Raw genomic sequence first — 19,324 nt, forward strand, 5'->3', positions numbered from 1 at the left:
CCCCTTCAAGGAAGGANGAATTAAACCATTTTATAACGAAGATAGATTCCAGAAAAAACTCGGATGCCTGGCTCCTGTTGAGTTCAGAAACCAAGCATCCAGTTGTATATAGTTTTTATTAATTTTTGTGTCTACTTGACATGGGGCAGTTCAAATTCAGGGCTTTTATATTTTCTGTAGGAAGTAGCATGGATATAATTGGGATGTCAAAAAATTAAGTCCTAAATTTCATGATTGATAGGGCTGAATAAAAGTAATTAATTTAATCAAAACTTAGATATTACTAGCAATATCTAAGATTATTTATATACTTGCACATAATGCATAAAACTTAAATTATAATTTGTGTTATACTTATAGTAACGGAAAAAGCTTAGAAATTAGATTTTGTTTATAACAAATATTTTAAAAATGGTAATTCACTAATTTCAAACATTAAGTGGGAACTTTTTGCAGAAACTTGTAAAATGAGAAGTTTTAGGAGTTGAAAATAATATGAAAGAAAAAATATTTTTTGATTGTGATGGAACAAAAGTAATAAATGATAATGTATTAACAACTAATGAAATTGATAACAACAGTATTGATTTAATTATTACTTCTCCACCTTATAATGTAGATATTAATTACGCATCCCATAATGATAAACTATCATATCTTGAATACCTTGACTTTAGTAAAAGATGGCTATCAAATTGCTACAACTGGTTAAAAGATGATGGTAGGTTTTGCTTAAATATACCCCTGGATAAAAACAAAGGTGGTCAACAAAGCGTTGGTGCTGATTTAACTGTATTAGCAAAAGACATTGGATTTAAATATCATTCGACAATTATTTGGAATGAAGGGAATATATCTAGAAGAACCGCTTGGGGATCATGGCTTTCAGCTTCGGCACCTTATGTTATAGCTCCAGTAGAATTGATAGTGATATTATATAAGCAAAGATGGAAAAAAGCTTCTGGAAGTAAAAAATCAGATATTACTAAAGAAGAATTTATGGAATGGACAAATGGCCTTTGGACCTTCCCTGGGGAAAGTAAAAAGAAAATTGGACATCCTGCTCCTTTTCCACTAGAATTGCCAAAAAGATGTATCAAACTGTTTTCTTACGTAGGAGACGTTGTTTTAGATCCTTTTATGGGGTCAGGTACGACTTTATTAGCTGCTTATCTAAATAAAAGAAGATCAATAGGAGTGGAAATTGAGAAAACTTATTGTCAATTAGCTAAAAGCAGGTTAATAAGGGAGGGTAAAATAAATGAACGAAAACTCTTTAACTCTAAAAGATCTGATAATGGAGTACTTCAAAGCTCATCCTAATGAAGAGCTATAAATCCAATATTAAAAACGGGTAATTATAATTACCCGTTTGTATTTAGTTGACCGTCTTAAAAAGTGAGGGAAAAATCGTCAATAATCATGGAGGCAACGGAGGGATTTGAACCCTCGAATAGCGATTTTGCAGACCGCCGCCTTTGACCCCTTGGCTACGTTGCCATTTGGCGGGGACGACGGGACTCGAACCCGCGAGCACCGGTGTGACAGACCGGCATGATAACCAACTTCACTACGTCCCCATTTGCCAATGATATTCTATCATATAATTTCCACTTTGTCTAGATTATTCTTTGTCTTTAACTTCCTCGTTGTTGGATACTTCTTCTTGATTAGAAGTATTTTGAACTTCAGTATCAGTATCTTTTTCAAATTCTTCTTTAGAAATTTCAACTATCTTGACTTTATCCTTTATCAATAAAGCAACTTTTTCTCTTAATTTGTTCCAAATGATTTCATTCATCAATTCGGGATTAGAATTCATAATTTCTTGAGCTCTAGAAAAAGGAATTCCATACATCGAGGAGAAGTTTTTAATTTCTAGTGAGAGTTCATTATTTTCTACTTTGATGTTGTTTTCTTCTGAAATTTTTTCTATTATAACTACCTCTTTAATCCATTTTAGGGCACTTTCTTTAATTTCTTCTCTAAATTTGTTTTCATCGTTATCATGTTTTTTTAGCTCTTCTTCATATTTCTCTTTGTTTTTTAAATCTTGAATAGATGTATCGATATAGTAATTGAGGCTTTCGTCAGAAATATCTATTTGAACATAGTTGGGTAATTCAGAAAGGATATAATTCACGGCGAATTGTTCGTGCCAGTTTTTAACCGCATCTTCTCCTTCCTTTTGTAAGTTTTCTTTTAATTCACTCAATGTTTCAACTTCTATGTTTAGTTCTTTCGCAAAAGCATCATTTAATTCAGGGAGTTTGCGAGAGTAAACCTGTCCTACTTTGATTTTTTGGATGATTTTTTTATCATCTTGTGTTTTTTCTAATTCAAACTCAGAATCTTTTGTCTTTCCTACGAGGTTTTTTACTAAATCCCTTTCGTCATCTTTTCTTACAATAATTTCATCTTCTTTTTCTTCTTCTAGAATCTCACCGTTTTCATCAACTATGCTGAAAGTAATTCTAACATAATCTTCATATTCAATTGGTCCGTCTTTTGGTTCAATAATAGCATTACTCTCTAACAATTCATCTAATCTTCTTTGTACATATTCTTCAACAATTTCTTTTGATTCAGGAATTTTTACTTCCATATTTTCAAAATCAGTCTTTATTACTTCTGGATATGTATGTAATAAAACTTCAAACTCAATATGTTCTACATCTTGAGCTCGAGATTCTATAATCATTGGAAAAAGCAATTTTTCTTCTTCTCTAATTTTATGATCAAGTTCATGTTCAGCCTCTTCTAATAACATATTGTCAAAATCAGAACCTAAGCGTAACTTAATAACTTGCTTGGGTACCTTTCCCTTTCTAAACCCTTCAAAAGTATAGCGATTATTAATTTCTCTAACAATATTATTTTCTAATTTCTCTATTTCTTCCTTTGAAAATTTAATTAGATATTTCTTAACGTTTTTATTTTCGTGTAAAAGTGTCTTTTCCATAAATTAGCCTCCTAAAACTCATGTTTTTATTCAAAGTACAAATTATTATACAATGAAAGTAACTTTATTTTGTTAATTAAACGTCAATTTTTATTTTTTAACTGTAAACTTTTTCCTGGATACGATTTTTTTAAAAAATGAAATCAGTAAAATATATAAAAAATATTAATAAACTATTTTATGGAAAAAATGCCTATAGTATGTTAAAATAAAAAGGTTAGTGACAATTAACAGGGGTGACAGTTTTGATAGAACATTTTAATTTACAAGATTTAAAGATACTTTATGGGGCTCAAGAAGAAATCTATACTCATATTAAAAATCAAATAAACAAAGAAAAGTTATGGATAGTGACTTTAAATGCTTTAATGTATATGGAATATTTGAAAGATAATGATTATTCTAAGGCAATAAAAAATGCTTCTTTTTCAATACCAGATGGTATAGGAATAGTCAAATTATTAAAAAGAAAAGGAATTGATACCGAACGCTGTCCAGGTATAGATACAATGAACTTTTTGCTAAACTTATCAAAGGAAAAAGATTATGGTGTCTATTTATTAGGATCTTTTGAGGAAAGTGTAAAAAGGGCTGTTAAAACAATAGAAAGTAATTTTAAAATCAAAGTATCTGGTTATCACAATGGTTATTTTGAAGAGCATCAGGAAGAAGAAATAGTTAAAAATATAAATGAAAGTAAAGCTGATCTTCTTTTTGTTGGAATGGGGATACCAAAGCAAGAGATATTTATTTTTAGAAATTATAAAAAATTAAATGTAAAGCTGATGATGGGAGTTGGAGGAAGCTTTGATGTAATAGGGGGAAGTGTAAAAAGGGCTCCGGCTTTTTATCAAAAGTTAGGATTGGAATGGTTGTATCGCATGTTTGAGGAGCCCCACAGGTTCAAAAAATTACCTATTTTGTTGAAATTTTATATAAATTTGTATAGAAAAAACAATTAATCAATAAATTCTATATTTAATTTTGACATTTCTGAAGAAATATTTAAATAACAAGTATAAGAGGCTTCAGAGAAATTTGCTGATATATAAGACCCATCTTCTCTTTGATTCATCCATTCTAAATTTTTGAAGTTTAATTCCCCAAGTTGATTCATAATCAAAGCGGTATTGTTTGGTAATTTTACATTTATAGATGAAACATTTGAATCAATATCAATGTTTGAATTGTCAATTTCTGAAGGGATAATAGTGATCTTAGATGCCGTTGTTTCTACTCTAACGTTATTTGTCTTTATATTTCTAAAATTTAAGTAGCCATCACTAACGTTCAATTTGGCCAAAAATCCATAAGAGATATTTTCGTTTAAATAAACTGATATTTTTGATCTTCTGGGAACTTTGACGTTAGATACCATGAGTTTGTTAAATATTTTAACTTCATTGTTTAAATATTCTTTTTTAAATGAATATATTTCAGAATCTATACTAGCTTTAATTCTTAACGGGGATCCTGATTGTATCGCTAAATTTCGGGACGGTTCAATCGTAATATAGCTCCAATCAACATCTACAGATAAATTTAGAGAATCCCCAGAAAATTCTTTTGGATAATCTGATATGGATATCTCTTTATTAATTTTCTTATGAGGTCTTCTCACGCGGAAAATTCCAGATAATCCTGCTGCCAGAATGTATGAAGCGATCAAAAGTAAGAAAATTTGCCAAAAGTTTAAAACGGTTGGAAAAAGGCTAAATGAATCAATTAACAATATTACCCCAAAAATCAGACTTCCTAAAGAACCGGTGTCTCTTTTCTTAAAAAATGTGAATCCATAGGATAAAAAGATAATTCCAAAGAAAAACTTTAAAATTGAGAGATTGATGAAAATTTCATTAAACAAAACCGAAAGAAAAATCAAGATACCTAAGGTAATTAGAATAATTCTTCCTTGCATCTTTTAAACCCCCCTGTTTTTTAAGAAATTTTCCGAGTCTTCCTCGGAGTAACCCAACTCTTTTAAAAGCTCTTTTGCGAAAGTTCTTGAAATTTTTTCTTCCTTTAACAAGTTTAAAATCTTTTTTTCTTCTACAGTTAAAAAATCGTCAGATGAGAAAGATTTTTCCTTTGTTTGATCCTTTTTTAAAGTATTTTCGGCTAGATATTCAATTTCTTTACCTTTAATTGTAACGTCTCCACTTAAGATGTTGATTTTTAAAACTCTTTTTTTATCAAAATTTGATTTTTCATAGGTTTGTATTAAATCAACGTTGGATTTAACGGATGAGGCTAATTTCTTTATAGCTCCTTCTAGATAAATACTTTCCTTGCCTTGAACATAGAGGTTAACATCAGCTGAAGCGGCATCAATCCTACAATAAAAATCATCAGTTAAACTATCAATGAAAATATCACCGCTTGCTGCATTAATTTTAGCATTTGTTATTAAAGAGTTTTCAACTGACACATCTCCAGAGGCCATATTGAGATTTAAATCCTTGATTTCAGAGTTCTCAATCGTAAGATCACCACTAGCAAAGGAAAAAGTGCAATTATATATATTCGTATTGTAAATGTCAAAATCTCCTGAAGCGCTTTTTAAGATAAACTCCTCAACGGTTGTGTCATTTAAATCAATTTCTGCATCACCTGATTTTGAATCAATCTCAAAAAAATTCAGCATATGAGAATTAGGTGCTCCTGACACATCAAAATCTCCAGAATATGTTTTAATTACTAATTCTTCAATTTCTGTAGAATCAAGATCAATATTTAAATCTGCAGATGAAAGATCTAATTTTAGAGATTTAACTTCTTCATTTACAAATAGTTTTATTGGAATCTGGTGAAAATTTTTTGAAAAAGAAAAAAATTTTGAAAGAAAATCCCCTTTTTCATAATTTATATTTACAGTAGCAATTGTTTTATCTGAATTCCAAGAAGTTTTTATATCAACTTCCAAATCTTCATATTCCAAATGGCTAACTGGTCCGTAAAGAACTTCAACATCACCTTGGAAATTTTTTGCAAAGATTATGATAGCTTTTGAATTATCAAGATTAACTATAGGCATAAAGCATTCCTCCTTATTTTTTATACTTCTTTAGTATTTCTTTTGCTTCTTCCGGAGTTATTTCACCCTTTTCTATTTTTTCTAGAATTTCCAACGTTTTTTCTCTGGTTTCTACAGTTTCAGATTCATACCCCATAGCAGTTGCTAGTTCTTCTAATCTTGCCTTAGCTGTTGGATAAGAAATTCCTAACTCCTTTTGAAGTTCTGATAAATTTCCACGTACTTTAATAAATATTTTTAAAAAAGTTAATTGTTGATCGCTAAGACGAGCAAATTCTTCCAGTTCAAAGTTACCGGAAATTTCAGTACCGCAATCTTCACATTGGTATCTGATGATATTTAGTTTACCCCCGCAAGCAGGGCACTTAGACAGTCTATATTTGGCCATTTTTCAACCTCCTTTTCAAAACAGCTTAATTAAAAAAATAAAGTTGTCATACAAGAATTTTTATATAAATATAGAATAACTTACAAAAATTATATCATAAAGATTAAAAAAAGTCAACTAATAATTAAAATATTTTATTATTCAAATATTTTTATAAATATATTAAAGTAAAAAATTGAAAAAAAGGAGTTTTTAAAATTTGATATCTATTTGATATAATCAATTCAATGGTATAATATCAATGTTTATTCAAAACGATTAATAACAACATTGAAAATATTGAGGAGGATAAAAAGTGGCTATAGACACACCAAAGTGGTTAAAGAATAGCGTTATTTATGAGGTTTTTGTTAGAAATTATGGAAACGCAGGAACTTTTACAGATATATATAATGACTTGGAAAGAATAAAAGCTCTAGGAACTGACATAATTTGGTTTATGCCTTTTTATCCAATTGGGAAAGTCAATAGGAAAGGTACCCACGGGAGTCCCTATGCAATAAAAGATTACGAAAATATTACTCCGGAAATAGGAAGCAAAGATTATTTTATGAAATTAATTGATAAAGCACATGAAAACGGATTGAAAGTAATGATAGATATAGTATTCAACCATACTTCCCAAGATTCAAAACTTTTAGAAACTCATCCCGAATGGTTTTTAAAAGATGAATATGGTAATATAAAAAGGAAGGTAGAATCTTGGAATGATGTTTACGATTTGGATTATTCTAATCGTGAATTATGGGATTATTTAATCAATGTTTTATATGGCTGGGTAAATATAGGCGTGGATGGTTTTAGATGTGATGTGGCACCACTAGTTCCGATAGAATTTTGGAAAGAAGCAAGAGAAAGATTGAATCAGAACAAAGAGATAATTTGGCTAGCAGAATCCCTCGATCTTAATTTTATTTATTCTTTAAGAAAAGAAGGGTACAATGTACACTCAGATGCTGAAGTGTATCAGGCCTTTGACTTAACATATGATTATGATGGATTTGACTATTTAAGAAGTTATTTCAGAGGAGAAAAAGATTTGAGCTTTTATTTAAATCATTTATTTTTGCAGCAAACGATGTTACCAACCAATTCTATCAAAATGAGATTTTTGGAAAATCACGATAATCCAAGAATAGCTTCTGTTTTAAACGGTAAGGATAAGATAAAAAATTGGTCTGTTTTCTATAACCTTTTGCCGGGAGCTTCTTTAATTTATGCTGGTCAAGAACTGATGTTCGATAAATTACCTAACTTATTTGAAAAAGACCCAATAAAATGGAACAACGGTGATTATGAATTTTTGAGTTTTTTCAAAAAGATTGTTAACAAGTGTAAAGAGATAAAAAGTGAATGTGATGATTTTAATATAAGAGAAATTTCAAAAGGAATATTAGAAATTATTTGGTCAAATGAAGAAAAAGAATACATAACTATTTTAAATTTAGAGGATAGATATGGGGAAATTCCAGTTGATTTCTCTGTTTATGGTATTGATTTATTATCAAATGAAATAATTTCAATAGAAAAGAAATTCACAATAAGAAAATCACCTCTAATAATTCAAGTTAATAAAAGGAATTCATCTTGGGGGGAATAAAATGAGTATTTTTGATAAATTTAAAAAGGGTTTAAGTAAAGCCAGAAATTCAGTATTCAAAAACATCAAAACTATATTTAGTGGTAAAGTTTTAGACGATGAGGTTATTGAAGAGTTAGAAGAGATTTTAATCATGTCTGACATGGGTGTGGAAGTAACAAATAAAATTTTGGAAGAATTGAAAGAAAAGTATATAAAAGACAACTCTCAAGATGATCCGCTCTTACTCTTAAGAGATATTTTAGTTGAAAATTTGAAGCAAGATGAGATAGTTGATGAGTTTACACAAAAACCTTATGTCATACTTATAGTAGGAGTCAATGGTAGTGGGAAAACTACCACTACTGCTAAGTTAGCAAAGTTATATTCAAAACAAGGCAAACAGGTTGTACTAGCGGCGGCTGACACATTTAGAGCAGCTGCAATAGAACAGTTAAAAGAATGGGGGAAAAGGCTAAATGCAACGGTAATAGCACATCAAAAAGGTTCCGACGCAGCTGCCGTGGTATATGATGCAGTAACTCACGCAAAATCTAAAAACAAAGATGTGGTTTTGATTGATACAGCGGGAAGATTACACACAAAATCTATATTAATGGAGGAGTTGAAAAAAATCAGAAGGATAATAGAAAGAGAAGTTCCTGGTGCACCCCATGAAACTTTGCTAGTGTTAGATGGTACCACTGGACAAAACGGAATATCTCAAGCTAAAGCATTTAAAGAAGCAATTGATATCACTGGAGTAGTAGTTACCAAACTAGATGGAACAGCTAAAGGTGGCATTGCGTTTTCAATAAATCATGAATTAAAAGTACCAATAAAACTTGTTGGCTTTGGTGAGAAAGAGGATGATTTAGAAATATTTGATCCGATGAATTATTGTAATGCATTATTAGGTATAGAAGAAGAGGGATAAATTATGAATGAGTTTATCAGAGATTTTGCGATATGTCCAATTTGCGAAAAAGAATTTGCTTACGATAAAGTTGCTTCAACTGCCATAAAAGTAAGTTCTTATGATCTGGACTTAAAGCCAGAATACAGGGGGGTGAATGTTCTCCTTTACTCTATGGTTACTTGTCCTGACTGTTATTTTACTTTTCAAGAATCTGATAAAAATTATATCTATGATTTTATAAATGAAACAAATAAAAATCAAATAGAAGAGTTTCTATTAAAAATAAAAATGAATATATCTCTTGAAGTAGATAATACATCGCAAAAATCTGAGAATTTTTTTGAATCTCAAATTTTAATCGCTTCAAATATTTATTCAATTCTAAATCTTCCTTCAGAAGTTATTAAAGTTTTGATAAAATTATCTTGGTTATACAGAGAACAAAAGGATGAAGAAAAAGAGTTAGGAGTTCTCTATTATTGTGCAAAAATAATCGAAAATTATTATGAAAAGTTTAACGAAGATGACTTCATACTTTCTTCTTTTTACTTAGGATATATATACTACCGTTTCCAAAATAAGAAGGAGGCTGCAAATATATTGGATAGCTTGATAAGAAATTATAATAATCCAAAAAATCAATATTTGAAAGCAGCGAAGTTTCTAAGGGGTGAATTAAATTGAGAAAATTAAGATGGTTTATTCTAATTTTTGCTGTTTTTTTCTTAACGGGTTGTACTATGTTTCAACCAGGAACTGAGCAACCAACTTTACCAAATGAAGATTTAGAATTAATCAAACAACAACTTCAAGATTTAGATACTCGATTAACCCAAATGGAAAAAGAAATTAACACTTTATCCGACAATATTTATCAAATATCAATGAACAGCAGTTATTCTTATAATATGTCTAAAAGTCTAAAAGATCAATACAATAATATTGATAGTAGGTTAGTAAGTTTAGAAAATTACCTTTACGAAGGAAAAAGCTCAGAAGAAATTGATAAACTATTAGACTTGGATGAACGTGTGAAAAAATTGGAAAATCAAATTGATACAAAAAGCGAACCCATTAAAAACGATTATAATGTATTGAATCTAGATAACCGAATTTTAACCTTGGAAAATCAAATAAAAGAAGTGCAAAATATAGTCAATAACATCCCTAAAAGTGATCAAACAATTCTTTTAGAAAGTGTAAATTCCTTGAATCAAAGAGTAGATAACCTAGAGAAAAATATACAAGATTCAGAGTTTTATTTTTTAGAAGACGGAAATTTAAAAGAAATTATACAACAAGAAGTAGAAAAGATGGATTTAGAAAAATATGTTAATAACCTTGTTGAATACAAGACTGAAGAAACAGTTTCAAAATTCTATTATATGAATCAAAGTGAAAATATTTTGAATGTAAAATCTCTTGAAAATAAAGTAGCAAATATAGAAAAACAGGTGAACAACATCAAATATGATTTGGATAAAGTTTTAATTCAACCACCTAACACCTTGAATGAAAAATATCTAGGACAAATTCAGAATATCGATACAAAAATCAATCAACTGTACCTTTCTTTAGGCGAAGCTGAAATGAATTATTTATTTGAAAACACCAACGAGGTTAGATACCAAGTAAAAGCTGGAGATACCCTTATAAACATCTCAAATGCTTTCAATTTAGGTAATAAAGGGGTACAAATAATAATGCAGGCTAATAATCTGCAATCAACAAATATAAGGATTGGGCAAGAACTTATAATCCCTGTTAACAATATTGAAGAGTATATCCAATGGCCTTTTTCTAAAACTCAAATCGCTGATTATGAAAAGATTGTCTTTAAATTTGGTGAAAGAGTAGGTGGTGGAATAACAAGTTATATAGGAGTATTAGCTCAAACAGAACAAATCTATCCTATATTACCAGGAAGGGTAATAGAAAGTGGTAAATCCGGAAATGGTAATTGGTATATAAAAATAGATCACGGAAATTCGATTATAAGTGTTGTTGGAAATATTAAAACTCCATATGTAGCAGAAGGTAAATGGGTTGATAGTAACACTTCATTAGGTTTGGTTTCTTCTGATAGTATTGTAACTATTGAACTCTGGAAAAATGGGGAACCAAGGGACCCTCTCAAACTTTTTTACAAAAATGTTGGAGAATTTAGAGCTACCTTTTATACAGAATGGGATGACAAATTGGTATACTCTCCAACGTTTAGATTGACAAGATCAGGAGAAAAACCAATATCGTATAAAACCATAGCAGCAGATCCAAATGTATTACCTTTAGGCACAATAGTTTATATACCTGAACTATCAGATCTCCCTAATAAAGGATTTTTTGAAGTACAAGATACGGGAGCAATGGTTAAAGGTAACAAAATAGATATATATGTTAATGATGTAAGGAGAGCTAACAATACTTTAGAAAATATAACCGTCTATATTGTGGGACAAAAATCTTAAGATGTTGATAATTGTTTTTTCAACAAAGAAACGATAAAAAGGAGTGATAGATAATGTCTCTTACCGTAAAAAGTGGTTACGCATTAAGGGCTTTATTCGAGCTAGCTGTATTAACAAATGATGAAGGAAGGGATAAAGTTTCCATTAGTGAACTTTCTGCAAGACAAAAAATTCCAAAAGATTTTTTGGAAAAAATATTTATAGAACTTAGAGATGCGGGAATTGTAAAATCTATTCGCGGAAAGTTTGGTGGATATTATTTAAACAAAGATCCAAAAGAACTTCGTTTGAGTGAAATTATAAGAGTGTTAGATAAACCACTCCAATCTTTTGATTGTGTGATAGGTGAATGTGAGATAGAAATAGAATGTGCCATAGAATTTGTTTGGAAAAGAGTAGACAATGCAATGATGCTAGAATTAAGGAAAATGACTCTACAAGATGTTATAGACAATGGTAAAAAATTAGCCGCACTAAAGGAAGCTCAAAAGGGAGGTACAAAGAAAAAAATCAATGTCTAACAATAAAATTGTAATGCTTATGAGTGGAGGAGTAGACAGTTCCGTTGCTGCTTATCTGCTAAAAGAACAAAATTTCCAAGTTATTGGAATCCATTTTAAAACTGTCAGCGATATTGTTTTTTCATTGATACCTGAAACTAAAAAGGTTTGTTGTAGTCCTTCTGACACTTTGGATGCACTAAAAATAGCTGATAAATTAGAACTGGAAGATTTTCAAATAGTTGATATCAAAGAAGAGTTTAAAGAAAAGATTATCGATTATTTTATCAAAACCTATAAAAATGGAAAAACACCAAATCCTTGTATGTTATGTAATAGATATTTCAAATTTGGCAAAGCCTTAGAAATAGCAAAAGAATACAATGCTGAATATATTGCTAGTGGACATTATATTTTAAAAGAATACTCAGAAAAATACTCTCGATTTGTTCTTAAAAAAGGAATAGATAAATATAAAGATCAATCTTATTTTTTATCATATATAAAAGCTGAAAACATACCTAAATTATACTTCCCCTTAGGTAATATGCACAAAACAGAGATTAGAGATATAGCAGCTAATTTAGAGTTAAGTGTTGCAGATAAGCCAGATAGCCAAGAATTATGTTTTATCCCCGATAATGATTATAGAAGATATCTTAAAGAAAATAAAGTTGAACCTAACGAAGGAATAGTTTATGATTTAGAAGGTAACGAAGTTGGAACGCATTCGGGTTATACCAACTATACAATAGGTCAAAGAACGGGAATAAACTATTATAAAAACTTCCCAGTTAAGATGCATGTATATAAAATTATTTCTGAAAAAAACGCATTAGTAGTAGCTCCTACTGAAAAGTTATATTCAAATGAACTAATAGCCACTAACGTTAATTTTATAATAGATTTTGATAAAATTGAAGGTTTATGCAGGATCAGAAAAAAAAGTGAGGAAAAGGAAGCAATTATAGAAAAAATATCCGAAAATTCTTTAAAAGTTTCTTTTAAGGAACCTATTTTTGCTGTAACTCCGGGACAGTTTGCAACAGTGTATGATAATGACGGAGTTATATTAGCTTCTGGAATAATTGTCTAAATATTGTTATCTCAATAAAAGCTGAGGTGAAAACATTGGATGGAATAAGAGATGCAGTATATCCCGGGAGTTTTGATCCAATAACATTTGGTCATGTAAATATAGTTAAAAGAGCAATTGAAAGGTTCGATAAACTACACGTTGTTGTAATGGATAATCCAAATAAAAACTATCTGTTTTCTTTAGATGAAAGACTCGCAATGGTCAAAAATGATTTGAAAGAAGTAAAAAACGTTGTAGTAGATACATATAACGGACTTTTAGTTAATTATCTCAAAGAACATAAAATATATAATCTGATCCGCGGTTTAAGAGCAGTAAGTGATTATGAATATGAACTTCAAATGGCTCATGCAAATAAATCTTTGTTACCCGAATTAGAGATATTTTTTCTCATGGCTGATACGAAGTTTTCTTATATTTCATCTTCTATGATAAAAGAAATAGCTATGTATGATGGGGATATAAGTAAATGGGTTTCACCGTATGTTGAATCAAAGTTAAAAGAAAGATTATTAAAAAAATAGTAATATATGAAATGTTTTTTTTATTTAAAAATTCAATAAAATATGCTAAAATACATTGGTTTTAAAAAACAAATATATTGTATTAATTATAGCTTGAGCAAAAAATAACAATTACAGGAGGTATTTTAATGGATGTATCAATTGAAAAGATTAAAGATTTAAGAAGCTCAACGGGAGCTGGCATGTTGGATTGTAAAAATGCTTTGCAAGAAGCTAACGGAGATGTAGAAAAAGCTGTTGAAATATTGAGAAAAAAAGGTGCTATTAAAGCCGCTAAAAAGGCCGGTAGGGTTACCAATGAAGGAATCGTTTACTCTTACATTCACCATAACGAAAAAATTGGTGTGTTGCTTTTATTAGGTTGCGAAACCGATTTTGTAGCAAGAACTGATGACTTTCATGATTTAGCCAAAAAAATCTCTCTTCAAATAGCCTCTATGAATCCAAAATGGATATCTCAAGAAGACGTTCCTGAAGATGTAGTCGAAAAAGAAAAGGAAATATACATGGAAGAATTAAAAAACACTAACAAACCTGACAATATCAAAGAAAAGATTGTAGAAAATAAATTAGAAAAGTTCTATTCAGAAAATTGTTTGTTAGAGCAAGAGTATGTTTTTGGCGAAGGTGAAAAGATAAAAGATTTAATAAGTCGGATGATTGCAAAAGTTGGAGAAAATATAACTGTAGATAAATTTACAAGATACGCTATAGGCCAATGATTATAAGGGGTGGAATTATCCGCCCTTTTTTACTATTTTTTAATTGACAAAGGAGGACCTATGTACAATAGGGTATTGCTTAAATTAAGCGGTGAAGCTTTAGGTGGAGAAGGGAACAAAGGGTTTTCTGAAGAAAATATGCAATATTTAGTAGACGAAATAAAAAAAATATCGTCAAAAGGTATAAAATTAGGACTGGTAGTAGGCGCAGGTAACATTATAAGAGGAAAAGATTTAAAAAATTTCAAGATACAAATCGCCGATCAAGTTGGAATGTTAGGTACAGTTATAAATTCTATTTATATAAAAAACTACTTAGAAAGTAGTGGCCTTAAATCAGTTGTAATTTCTAACATCGTACAATTACCCTCTGTAATCCCCATAAAATATGACGATATTGAACAATATTTTGAAAATGGATATATAGTAATTTTTGCTGGTGGAACTTCTAACCCTCTATTTACAACAGATACTGCTGCTGCCTTAAGAGCAGTAGAAATGGAAGCAGACGTAATAATAAAAGCAACAAAAGTCGATGGTGTGTACAATAAGGATCCAAAAGAGTTTAAAGAAGCAAAAAAATATGATATCATAACATACGAACAAGCAATTTCTCAAAAGATAAAGGTAATGGATACAGAGGCTTTCTCAATATGTGAAAAAAATAATCTTCAAGTTATTATAATAAATTTCTTTCATACTGGAAATCTATTAAAAGCCGTTCAAGGGGAACAAGTAGGAACAAAAGTAATTCCATAATATTATTAATACATAAAATGTATAAAATTCATAGGAGGTGTTTTTGTAATGGAAAAATTTTATGATGAAATAGTAGCCGTAAAAGCTAGAGAAGTACTGGACTCAAGGGGGAACCCTACCGTTGAAGCAGAGGTAACACTTTCAACAGGAGTTACCGCAACTGCAATAGTTCCTTCAGGAGCTTCAACAGGTAAATTTGAAGCACTAGAATTAAGAGATGGAAATAAAGATTATTATTTGGGAAAAGGTGTTACTAAGGCAGTAAACAACGTTAACAACATAATAGAAAAAGAAATAGTAGGACTAAACGCTTTTGATCAAGTGAATGTTGACAAAACAATGCTAGAATTAGATGGAACTGAAAACAAAGACAATCTTGGAGCTAACGCTATTCTAGCTGTATCTATGGCTGTAGCAAGGGCAGCTGCAAATTCACTTGGATTACCATTATATAAATATTTAGGTGGAGTAAACGCAAAAGTATTGCCCGTTCCAATGATGAACATTGTAAACGGCGGACAACACGCAGACAACAACTTAGACATACAAGAATTCATGATCATGCCAGCAGGTTTTGATACCTTCAAAGATGCCTTAAGAGCTGGAGCGGAAATATTCCACAACCTAAAAAGTATATTAAAGAAAGAAGGACACATTACTGCAGTAGGAGATGAAGGTGGATTTGCTCCCAACTTAAATTCAAATGAAGAGGCTATAAAATACATAATTAGAGCCATTGAATCAGCTGGTTACGAACCTGGTAAGCAAGTATTTATTGCGATGGATGCGGCTGCATCAGAATTCTACAATGAAGAAACAAAGAAATACTCAGTAGATGGAAAAGAAATGAGTGGAGAAGAATTAGCTAATTACTACATATCTTTAATTGACAAATATCCAGTTAAATCTCTCGAAGACCCTTTTGATCAAGAAGATTGGGAAGCATATTCTAACTTTACTGCAAAAGTAAGAGACAAAGTACAAGTTGTTGGAGACGATTTATACGTAACAAACGTAAAAAGATTACAAAAAGGTATAGATTTAAAAGCTAGCAACTCTATTTTGATAAAGTTGAACCAAATCGGAACTGTAACAGAAACATTAGATGCCATAGAATTGGCATTAAAAAATAACATGACAGCGGTAGTATCTCATAGATCAGGAGAAAGTGAAGATACATTTATTTCTGACTTAGTAGTTGCAACAAATGCTGGATTCATAAAAACTGGTTCTCTCTCAAGAACAGATAGAATTGCAAAATACAACCAATTATTAAGAATCGAAGAAGAACTAGATAGAACTGCTCAATACAGAGGTTTAAACGCATTCTATTCTATAAAGAAATTATAATAAAATAGCATTAAAAAATAAACCGGCTTACTTGAGCCGGTTTTTTAATATCTATCATTAACTATAATACTTGAACGATATAGTAGTTATCATATTAAATAACTCTATAAAAATTCAATTCTCCCTAGAGAATACCCTTTATTGCTCAAGAGATTGATTAACTCGTTTGTCTTAAATTTAAATACTTCGTCATTTCTTTCAATATCAAATTTAATAAACATCTCTTTTTTTAAAAGCGTTAAATTTATATCCAAAACACCAAAATAGTTAGTTAATAAGATAAAATTTAACTTTTGAGGATTATCTTCAACTAAACTACCTTTTGAATTATCTTTAAACTCTCTTTGTATTTGTAAAAAAACAGGCAAACCAAAAACTGAAAAAAACATTAAGGGCGACTTTGATTCTAAACTCAAGTTTCTGATAATCAAATAACTATTCAAATTCTTATTTAAAATACTTTTTTCCTGTAAACCCTTATTTTCCTCTTTAAATAAAGATTTCACTAAAACATTCTCATCGTTTTTTAAAAAATCTAATTTTTCTTTTAAAATATCTATCTCATCTTTTGAAAATAATTCAGGGGTCTTTTCTTTATTCATATAAACTTTTAAAAGATCAACCAATTTACTTGCAGTTTCTGTTGGAGATGGAACTGAAGTAAAACTTTCTTTGAAAAAATTAGAAAGTATCTTAATTATCTTTTCAGAAAAAATCTTCAGCGAATTGATATCCTGAGTCGAAAAATCTATCTTTCCCAAATTTTTTAATTGTGTATTAAAAGTGTGAGAAAAATCAGAAAGCCATATAGACAATCTCAGTTTATTACTCTCACTCAAATTTGGGAAGTCAACGTTAATATAAGAAGTTAAATTTCCAGGAAGTTTGAAACTAACCCTAAAACCATCTTTTGAAAGTTCGCCAAGATATTTCATCTTAAGTGAAAAGTCTGATGAAGTATCCGTAGAATCCTTTAAAAAGTTTAATTTTACATTCATGCCTTTTTTAAATCTTTGATCGCTATTGTTCTCTAAAAAGAAAAGAAAATCTTTAACCTTTATAATAACTAAATTATCTTTGGAATGAACAACAAGGCCTAACATTCGATTAATATTATTCTTTTGAGCATATTTAGTTAAATAAGAATTACTTTGACCAATAATATAACTCAATAATTTATCGTACATACAATTACCTTACTTTTCCTGATTATCGAACAAACCTAACTCTAAAGACTTTTTAACTGACTTATACCTCTTTATCTTAGCGGTAACAAGCTTATCAGAAGTCAAAAGCTTCTCTTTCATCATAATATAACGAACGTTATTAGGAGATGTAAAATACCAATTATTTTGTGCAGAAGAATATTCAGGGAGATTAACCCTGTACTTAGTTCCAATAACAGCTCTTGATTCAATCTTCTCTATAGCCTTCAATTTCTTAAAGTATGTAATAGCATTTTGTGTTCTACCTATACTAATATTCAAATTAGAAGCTATCTCTCGTACGCTTGTATGTGTAACTGTATGATCATAACCAACTCCATAACTCAAATTATATAAATACAAATAAACCTTTGCAAAAGAAGAGGGAGTCAACTGTAAAACATACATCAGAACCTTCTCTGGTATTTGCAGAAAAGGTCTAACTGGTCTATACTCAAAAAGATTCAAATTAGTATCCTTTGGCTTAGCCATTATTGCTATCCTCCCACTCTTTCTTACTAATCACCTCGCCATTATCCAAAGAAAAGTCTACCAACTTATAATTTCTATCAAAAGAAGCAGTTAAATGAATCTTATTAAAACACTTTGAACCAATATATTCCTTATCAATCTTATAACCACCGTTATCGTAATCGGTGATAAAATCATACCCTTTCCTCAAATAACTTCTAAACATCTCTCCGCATTTTGAACACTTAAAATAAATAACCAAAGCGTTCTTCTCGCTATAAAAAACGTTCTTATCCGTTGCTTTATTAGCTTTATCTCTATCTTTTTTAAAAAAATTGAACATTAAAAACCCTCCTAAAACATCATAAGATAAAATTCAAGCTTACAAATAAATTGTACCATAAATTGAACGAATTTTAAAATATAGTCCACAATTCCCCTTTTTGAAGGGGTAAATGTAATAGAAATGGTGTTAGTATATTATAGTGGACAAAGAAAAAAGGGATATAATAGAATAAAATAAAAAGGAGTGAGTCCACTATGTAAAAGTCAATACCTAGATGTACAAAAAAAGGAAAATAAAAATGTACAAAAAATAGAATTAAGAATTAGAAACATTCGAAAATAAATCAACTTTTTCTTTTAGTCTGTAAGATTCTCCTCGTAATCACCTCTCATGGAGATTGTAGAAAAATGGAAGAAATAGCTTTATTTAATAAAGTATTTGAGAAGTATTTTGGTTCAATTCCCCTTCAAAAAGTGGAATAAAAACCAATAGGCCTCTTCAGATGTGAATTCAAGCCAATTCCCCTTCTGTGAAGGGGTGGATGCAGCGTTTTATGCTGCAGACGGGGTAGTCGGTTCTATTCCCCTTCTGTGAAGGGGTGGATGCAGCGTTTTGTGCTGCAGACGGGGTAGTCGGTTCTATTCCCCTTCCTCGAAGGGGTGGATGCAGCGTTTTGTGCTGCAGACGGGGTAGTCATTTCTATTCCCCTTCCTCGAAGGGGAATTAAAACTAATACACCTCTCAAGAGGTGCATTAAATCTAAATCCTTTGCAATAGGTAAATTAATACTTATTTAGGAAGTTTTATACTTTTATTTCAGAATTTCTTTTAATTCATCTATGGTTATTTCTAATAGATTATCTCCTATGTAATTTATTGTTTTTTCATCTGTGTTTCTAATCTTTTCTTTTAATTCTTCAGTTAATTCTTTTCCAAATCTACGGCTAAGTATCTTAATTGCAAATTCCTTTTCTCCTTCCAGTTTGCCTTCTCTCTTTCCTTCCAGCTTACCTTCTTCTTTACCTTTTTCAATTCCTTCCCTCATTGCTTCTTCTCTA

At 30.2% G+C, this 19,324-nt stretch carries 21 protein-coding genes and 2 tRNA genes; 13 read left to right on the forward strand and 10 right to left on the reverse strand.

What is annotated here, in order from left to right; all coding sequences use genetic code 11:
• Window positions 1-19: 19 nt before the first annotated feature.
• Both PW5551_RS10870 and PW5551_RS08725 read left to right on the forward strand, forming a co-directional pair.
• Window positions 20-112: an IS3 family transposase gene (locus PW5551_RS10870; protein WP_370445944.1), complete on the forward strand. Its 93-nt coding sequence runs from the start codon at window positions 20-22 to the stop codon at window positions 110-112.
• Between the two features lie 383 nt (window positions 113-495).
• Window positions 496-1,323, forward strand: coding sequence for a site-specific DNA-methyltransferase (locus PW5551_RS08725; protein ID WP_113075397.1), 828 nt, complete (start codon window positions 496-498; stop codon window positions 1,321-1,323).
• A gap of 100 nt (window positions 1,324-1,423) precedes the next feature.
• Here the strand turns inward: PW5551_RS08725 and PW5551_RS08730 are convergent.
• The 3 genes from PW5551_RS08730 to PW5551_RS08740 form a co-directional block, all read right to left on the reverse strand.
• Window positions 1,424-1,500 (reverse strand) — tRNA-Cys (locus PW5551_RS08730).
• 3 nt (window positions 1,501-1,503) lie between these two features.
• Window positions 1,504-1,580: transfer RNA gene (locus tag PW5551_RS08735), tRNA-Asp, on the reverse strand.
• A 44-nt stretch (window positions 1,581-1,624) separates the two neighbouring features.
• Window positions 1,625-2,962 carry a trigger factor gene (locus PW5551_RS08740; protein ID WP_113075398.1) on the reverse strand — a complete coding sequence of 446 codons (1,338 nt, stop codon included), beginning with the start codon at window positions 2,960-2,962 and terminating at the stop codon, window positions 1,625-1,627.
• Between the two features lie 236 nt (window positions 2,963-3,198).
• Here PW5551_RS08740 and PW5551_RS08745 point away from each other — a divergent pair, with 236 nt between their 5' ends.
• Complete coding sequence (locus tag PW5551_RS08745) at window positions 3,199-3,924, forward strand: WecB/TagA/CpsF family glycosyltransferase (RefSeq protein WP_233488498.1); 726 nt, start codon at window positions 3,199-3,201, stop codon at window positions 3,922-3,924.
• On the opposite strand, the gene PW5551_RS08750 is transcribed toward PW5551_RS08745, so the two are convergent.
• From PW5551_RS08750 to PW5551_RS08760, 3 genes are read right to left on the reverse strand one after another with little or no spacing between them, the layout of a single operon-like run.
• On the reverse strand, window positions 3,921-4,880 hold the full coding sequence (locus PW5551_RS08750) for a hypothetical protein (RefSeq protein ID WP_113075400.1): 960 nt from the start codon (window positions 4,878-4,880) through the stop codon (window positions 3,921-3,923). The genes PW5551_RS08745 and PW5551_RS08750 overlap by 4 nt on opposite strands.
• A 3-nt stretch (window positions 4,881-4,883) precedes the next feature.
• On the reverse strand, window positions 4,884-5,996 hold the full coding sequence (locus tag PW5551_RS08755; RefSeq protein ID WP_113075401.1) for a DUF4097 family beta strand repeat-containing protein: 1,113 nt from the start codon (window positions 5,994-5,996) through the stop codon (window positions 4,884-4,886).
• 13 nt (window positions 5,997-6,009) lie between these two features.
• Window positions 6,010-6,384, reverse strand: a complete 375-nt coding sequence (locus PW5551_RS08760) for a DUF2089 domain-containing protein (protein ID WP_113075402.1) — start codon at window positions 6,382-6,384, stop codon at window positions 6,010-6,012.
• Window positions 6,385-6,679: 295 nt separating this feature from the next.
• Between PW5551_RS08760 and PW5551_RS08765 the strand changes: the two genes are divergently transcribed.
• From PW5551_RS08765 to eno, 10 genes are all read left to right on the forward strand, one after another.
• Entirely contained in the window at window positions 6,680-7,984 is a 1,305-nt protein-coding gene (locus PW5551_RS08765) for an alpha-amylase family glycosyl hydrolase (protein ID WP_113075403.1), read from the forward strand.
• A 1-nt stretch (window position 7,985) separates the two neighbouring features.
• Complete coding sequence (gene ftsY / locus PW5551_RS08770; RefSeq protein WP_113075404.1) at window positions 7,986-8,900, forward strand: signal recognition particle-docking protein FtsY; 915 nt, start codon at window positions 7,986-7,988, stop codon at window positions 8,898-8,900.
• A gap of 3 nt (window positions 8,901-8,903) precedes the next feature.
• Window positions 8,904-9,566 (forward strand): DUF2225 domain-containing protein, encoded by a 663-nt coding sequence (locus PW5551_RS08775; RefSeq protein ID WP_113075405.1) that lies wholly within the window; start codon window positions 8,904-8,906, stop codon window positions 9,564-9,566.
• Window positions 9,563-11,350 (forward strand): 3D domain-containing protein, encoded by a 1,788-nt coding sequence (locus PW5551_RS08780; protein WP_113075406.1) that lies wholly within the window; start codon window positions 9,563-9,565, stop codon window positions 11,348-11,350. Before PW5551_RS08775 ends, PW5551_RS08780 begins: the two co-directional genes overlap by 4 nt.
• Window positions 11,351-11,403: 53 nt before the next feature.
• Window positions 11,404-11,871 (forward strand): Rrf2 family transcriptional regulator, encoded by a 468-nt coding sequence (locus PW5551_RS08785; RefSeq protein WP_113075407.1) that lies wholly within the window; start codon window positions 11,404-11,406, stop codon window positions 11,869-11,871.
• Window positions 11,864-12,946 carry a tRNA 2-thiouridine(34) synthase MnmA gene (gene mnmA, locus PW5551_RS08790; protein ID WP_113075408.1) on the forward strand — a complete coding sequence of 361 codons (1,083 nt, stop codon included), beginning with the start codon at window positions 11,864-11,866 and terminating at the stop codon, window positions 12,944-12,946. Before PW5551_RS08785 ends, mnmA begins: the two co-directional genes overlap by 8 nt.
• A gap of 44 nt (window positions 12,947-12,990) precedes the next feature.
• The gene (coaD, locus tag PW5551_RS08795) at window positions 12,991-13,473 is read left to right on the forward strand and encodes a pantetheine-phosphate adenylyltransferase (RefSeq protein ID WP_113075415.1); all 483 of its coding nucleotides are present in this window, start codon (window positions 12,991-12,993) and stop codon (window positions 13,471-13,473) included.
• Between the two features lie 128 nt (window positions 13,474-13,601).
• Window positions 13,602-14,195, forward strand: coding sequence for a translation elongation factor Ts (gene tsf / locus PW5551_RS08800; protein ID WP_113075409.1), 594 nt, complete (start codon window positions 13,602-13,604; stop codon window positions 14,193-14,195).
• A gap of 60 nt (window positions 14,196-14,255) precedes the next feature.
• Entirely contained in the window at window positions 14,256-14,954 is a 699-nt protein-coding gene (gene pyrH, locus PW5551_RS08805; protein WP_113075410.1) for a UMP kinase, read from the forward strand.
• Window positions 14,955-15,002: 48 nt separating this feature from the next.
• Window positions 15,003-16,304 carry a phosphopyruvate hydratase gene (gene eno / locus PW5551_RS08810; protein WP_113075411.1) on the forward strand — a complete coding sequence of 434 codons (1,302 nt, stop codon included), beginning with the start codon at window positions 15,003-15,005 and terminating at the stop codon, window positions 16,302-16,304.
• A 104-nt stretch (window positions 16,305-16,408) separates the two neighbouring features.
• Here eno and PW5551_RS08815 read toward each other — a convergent pair whose 3' ends face one another.
• The 4 genes from PW5551_RS08815 to PW5551_RS08830 all read right to left on the reverse strand — a co-directional run.
• Entirely contained in the window at window positions 16,409-17,491 is a 1,083-nt protein-coding gene (locus PW5551_RS08815; protein WP_113075412.1) for a hypothetical protein, read from the reverse strand.
• Window positions 17,492-17,500: 9 nt separating this feature from the next.
• Entirely contained in the window at window positions 17,501-18,001 is a 501-nt protein-coding gene (locus PW5551_RS08820; protein ID WP_113075413.1) for a hypothetical protein, read from the reverse strand.
• A complete protein-coding gene (locus tag PW5551_RS08825; RefSeq protein WP_113075414.1) occupies window positions 17,994-18,323 on the reverse strand; it encodes a hypothetical protein in 330 nt (109 codons plus the stop codon). Before PW5551_RS08825 ends, PW5551_RS08820 begins: the two co-directional genes overlap by 8 nt.
• Window positions 18,324-19,077: 754 nt before the next feature.
• The coding region (locus PW5551_RS08830) for a DUF4351 domain-containing protein (RefSeq protein ID WP_370445943.1) at window positions 19,078-19,324 on the reverse strand (247 nt) is incomplete at its 5' end.

It is taken from the genome of Petrotoga sp. 9PW.55.5.1 (assembly GCF_003265365.1).
GTDB lineage: Bacteria > Thermotogota > Thermotogae > Petrotogales > Petrotogaceae > Petrotoga.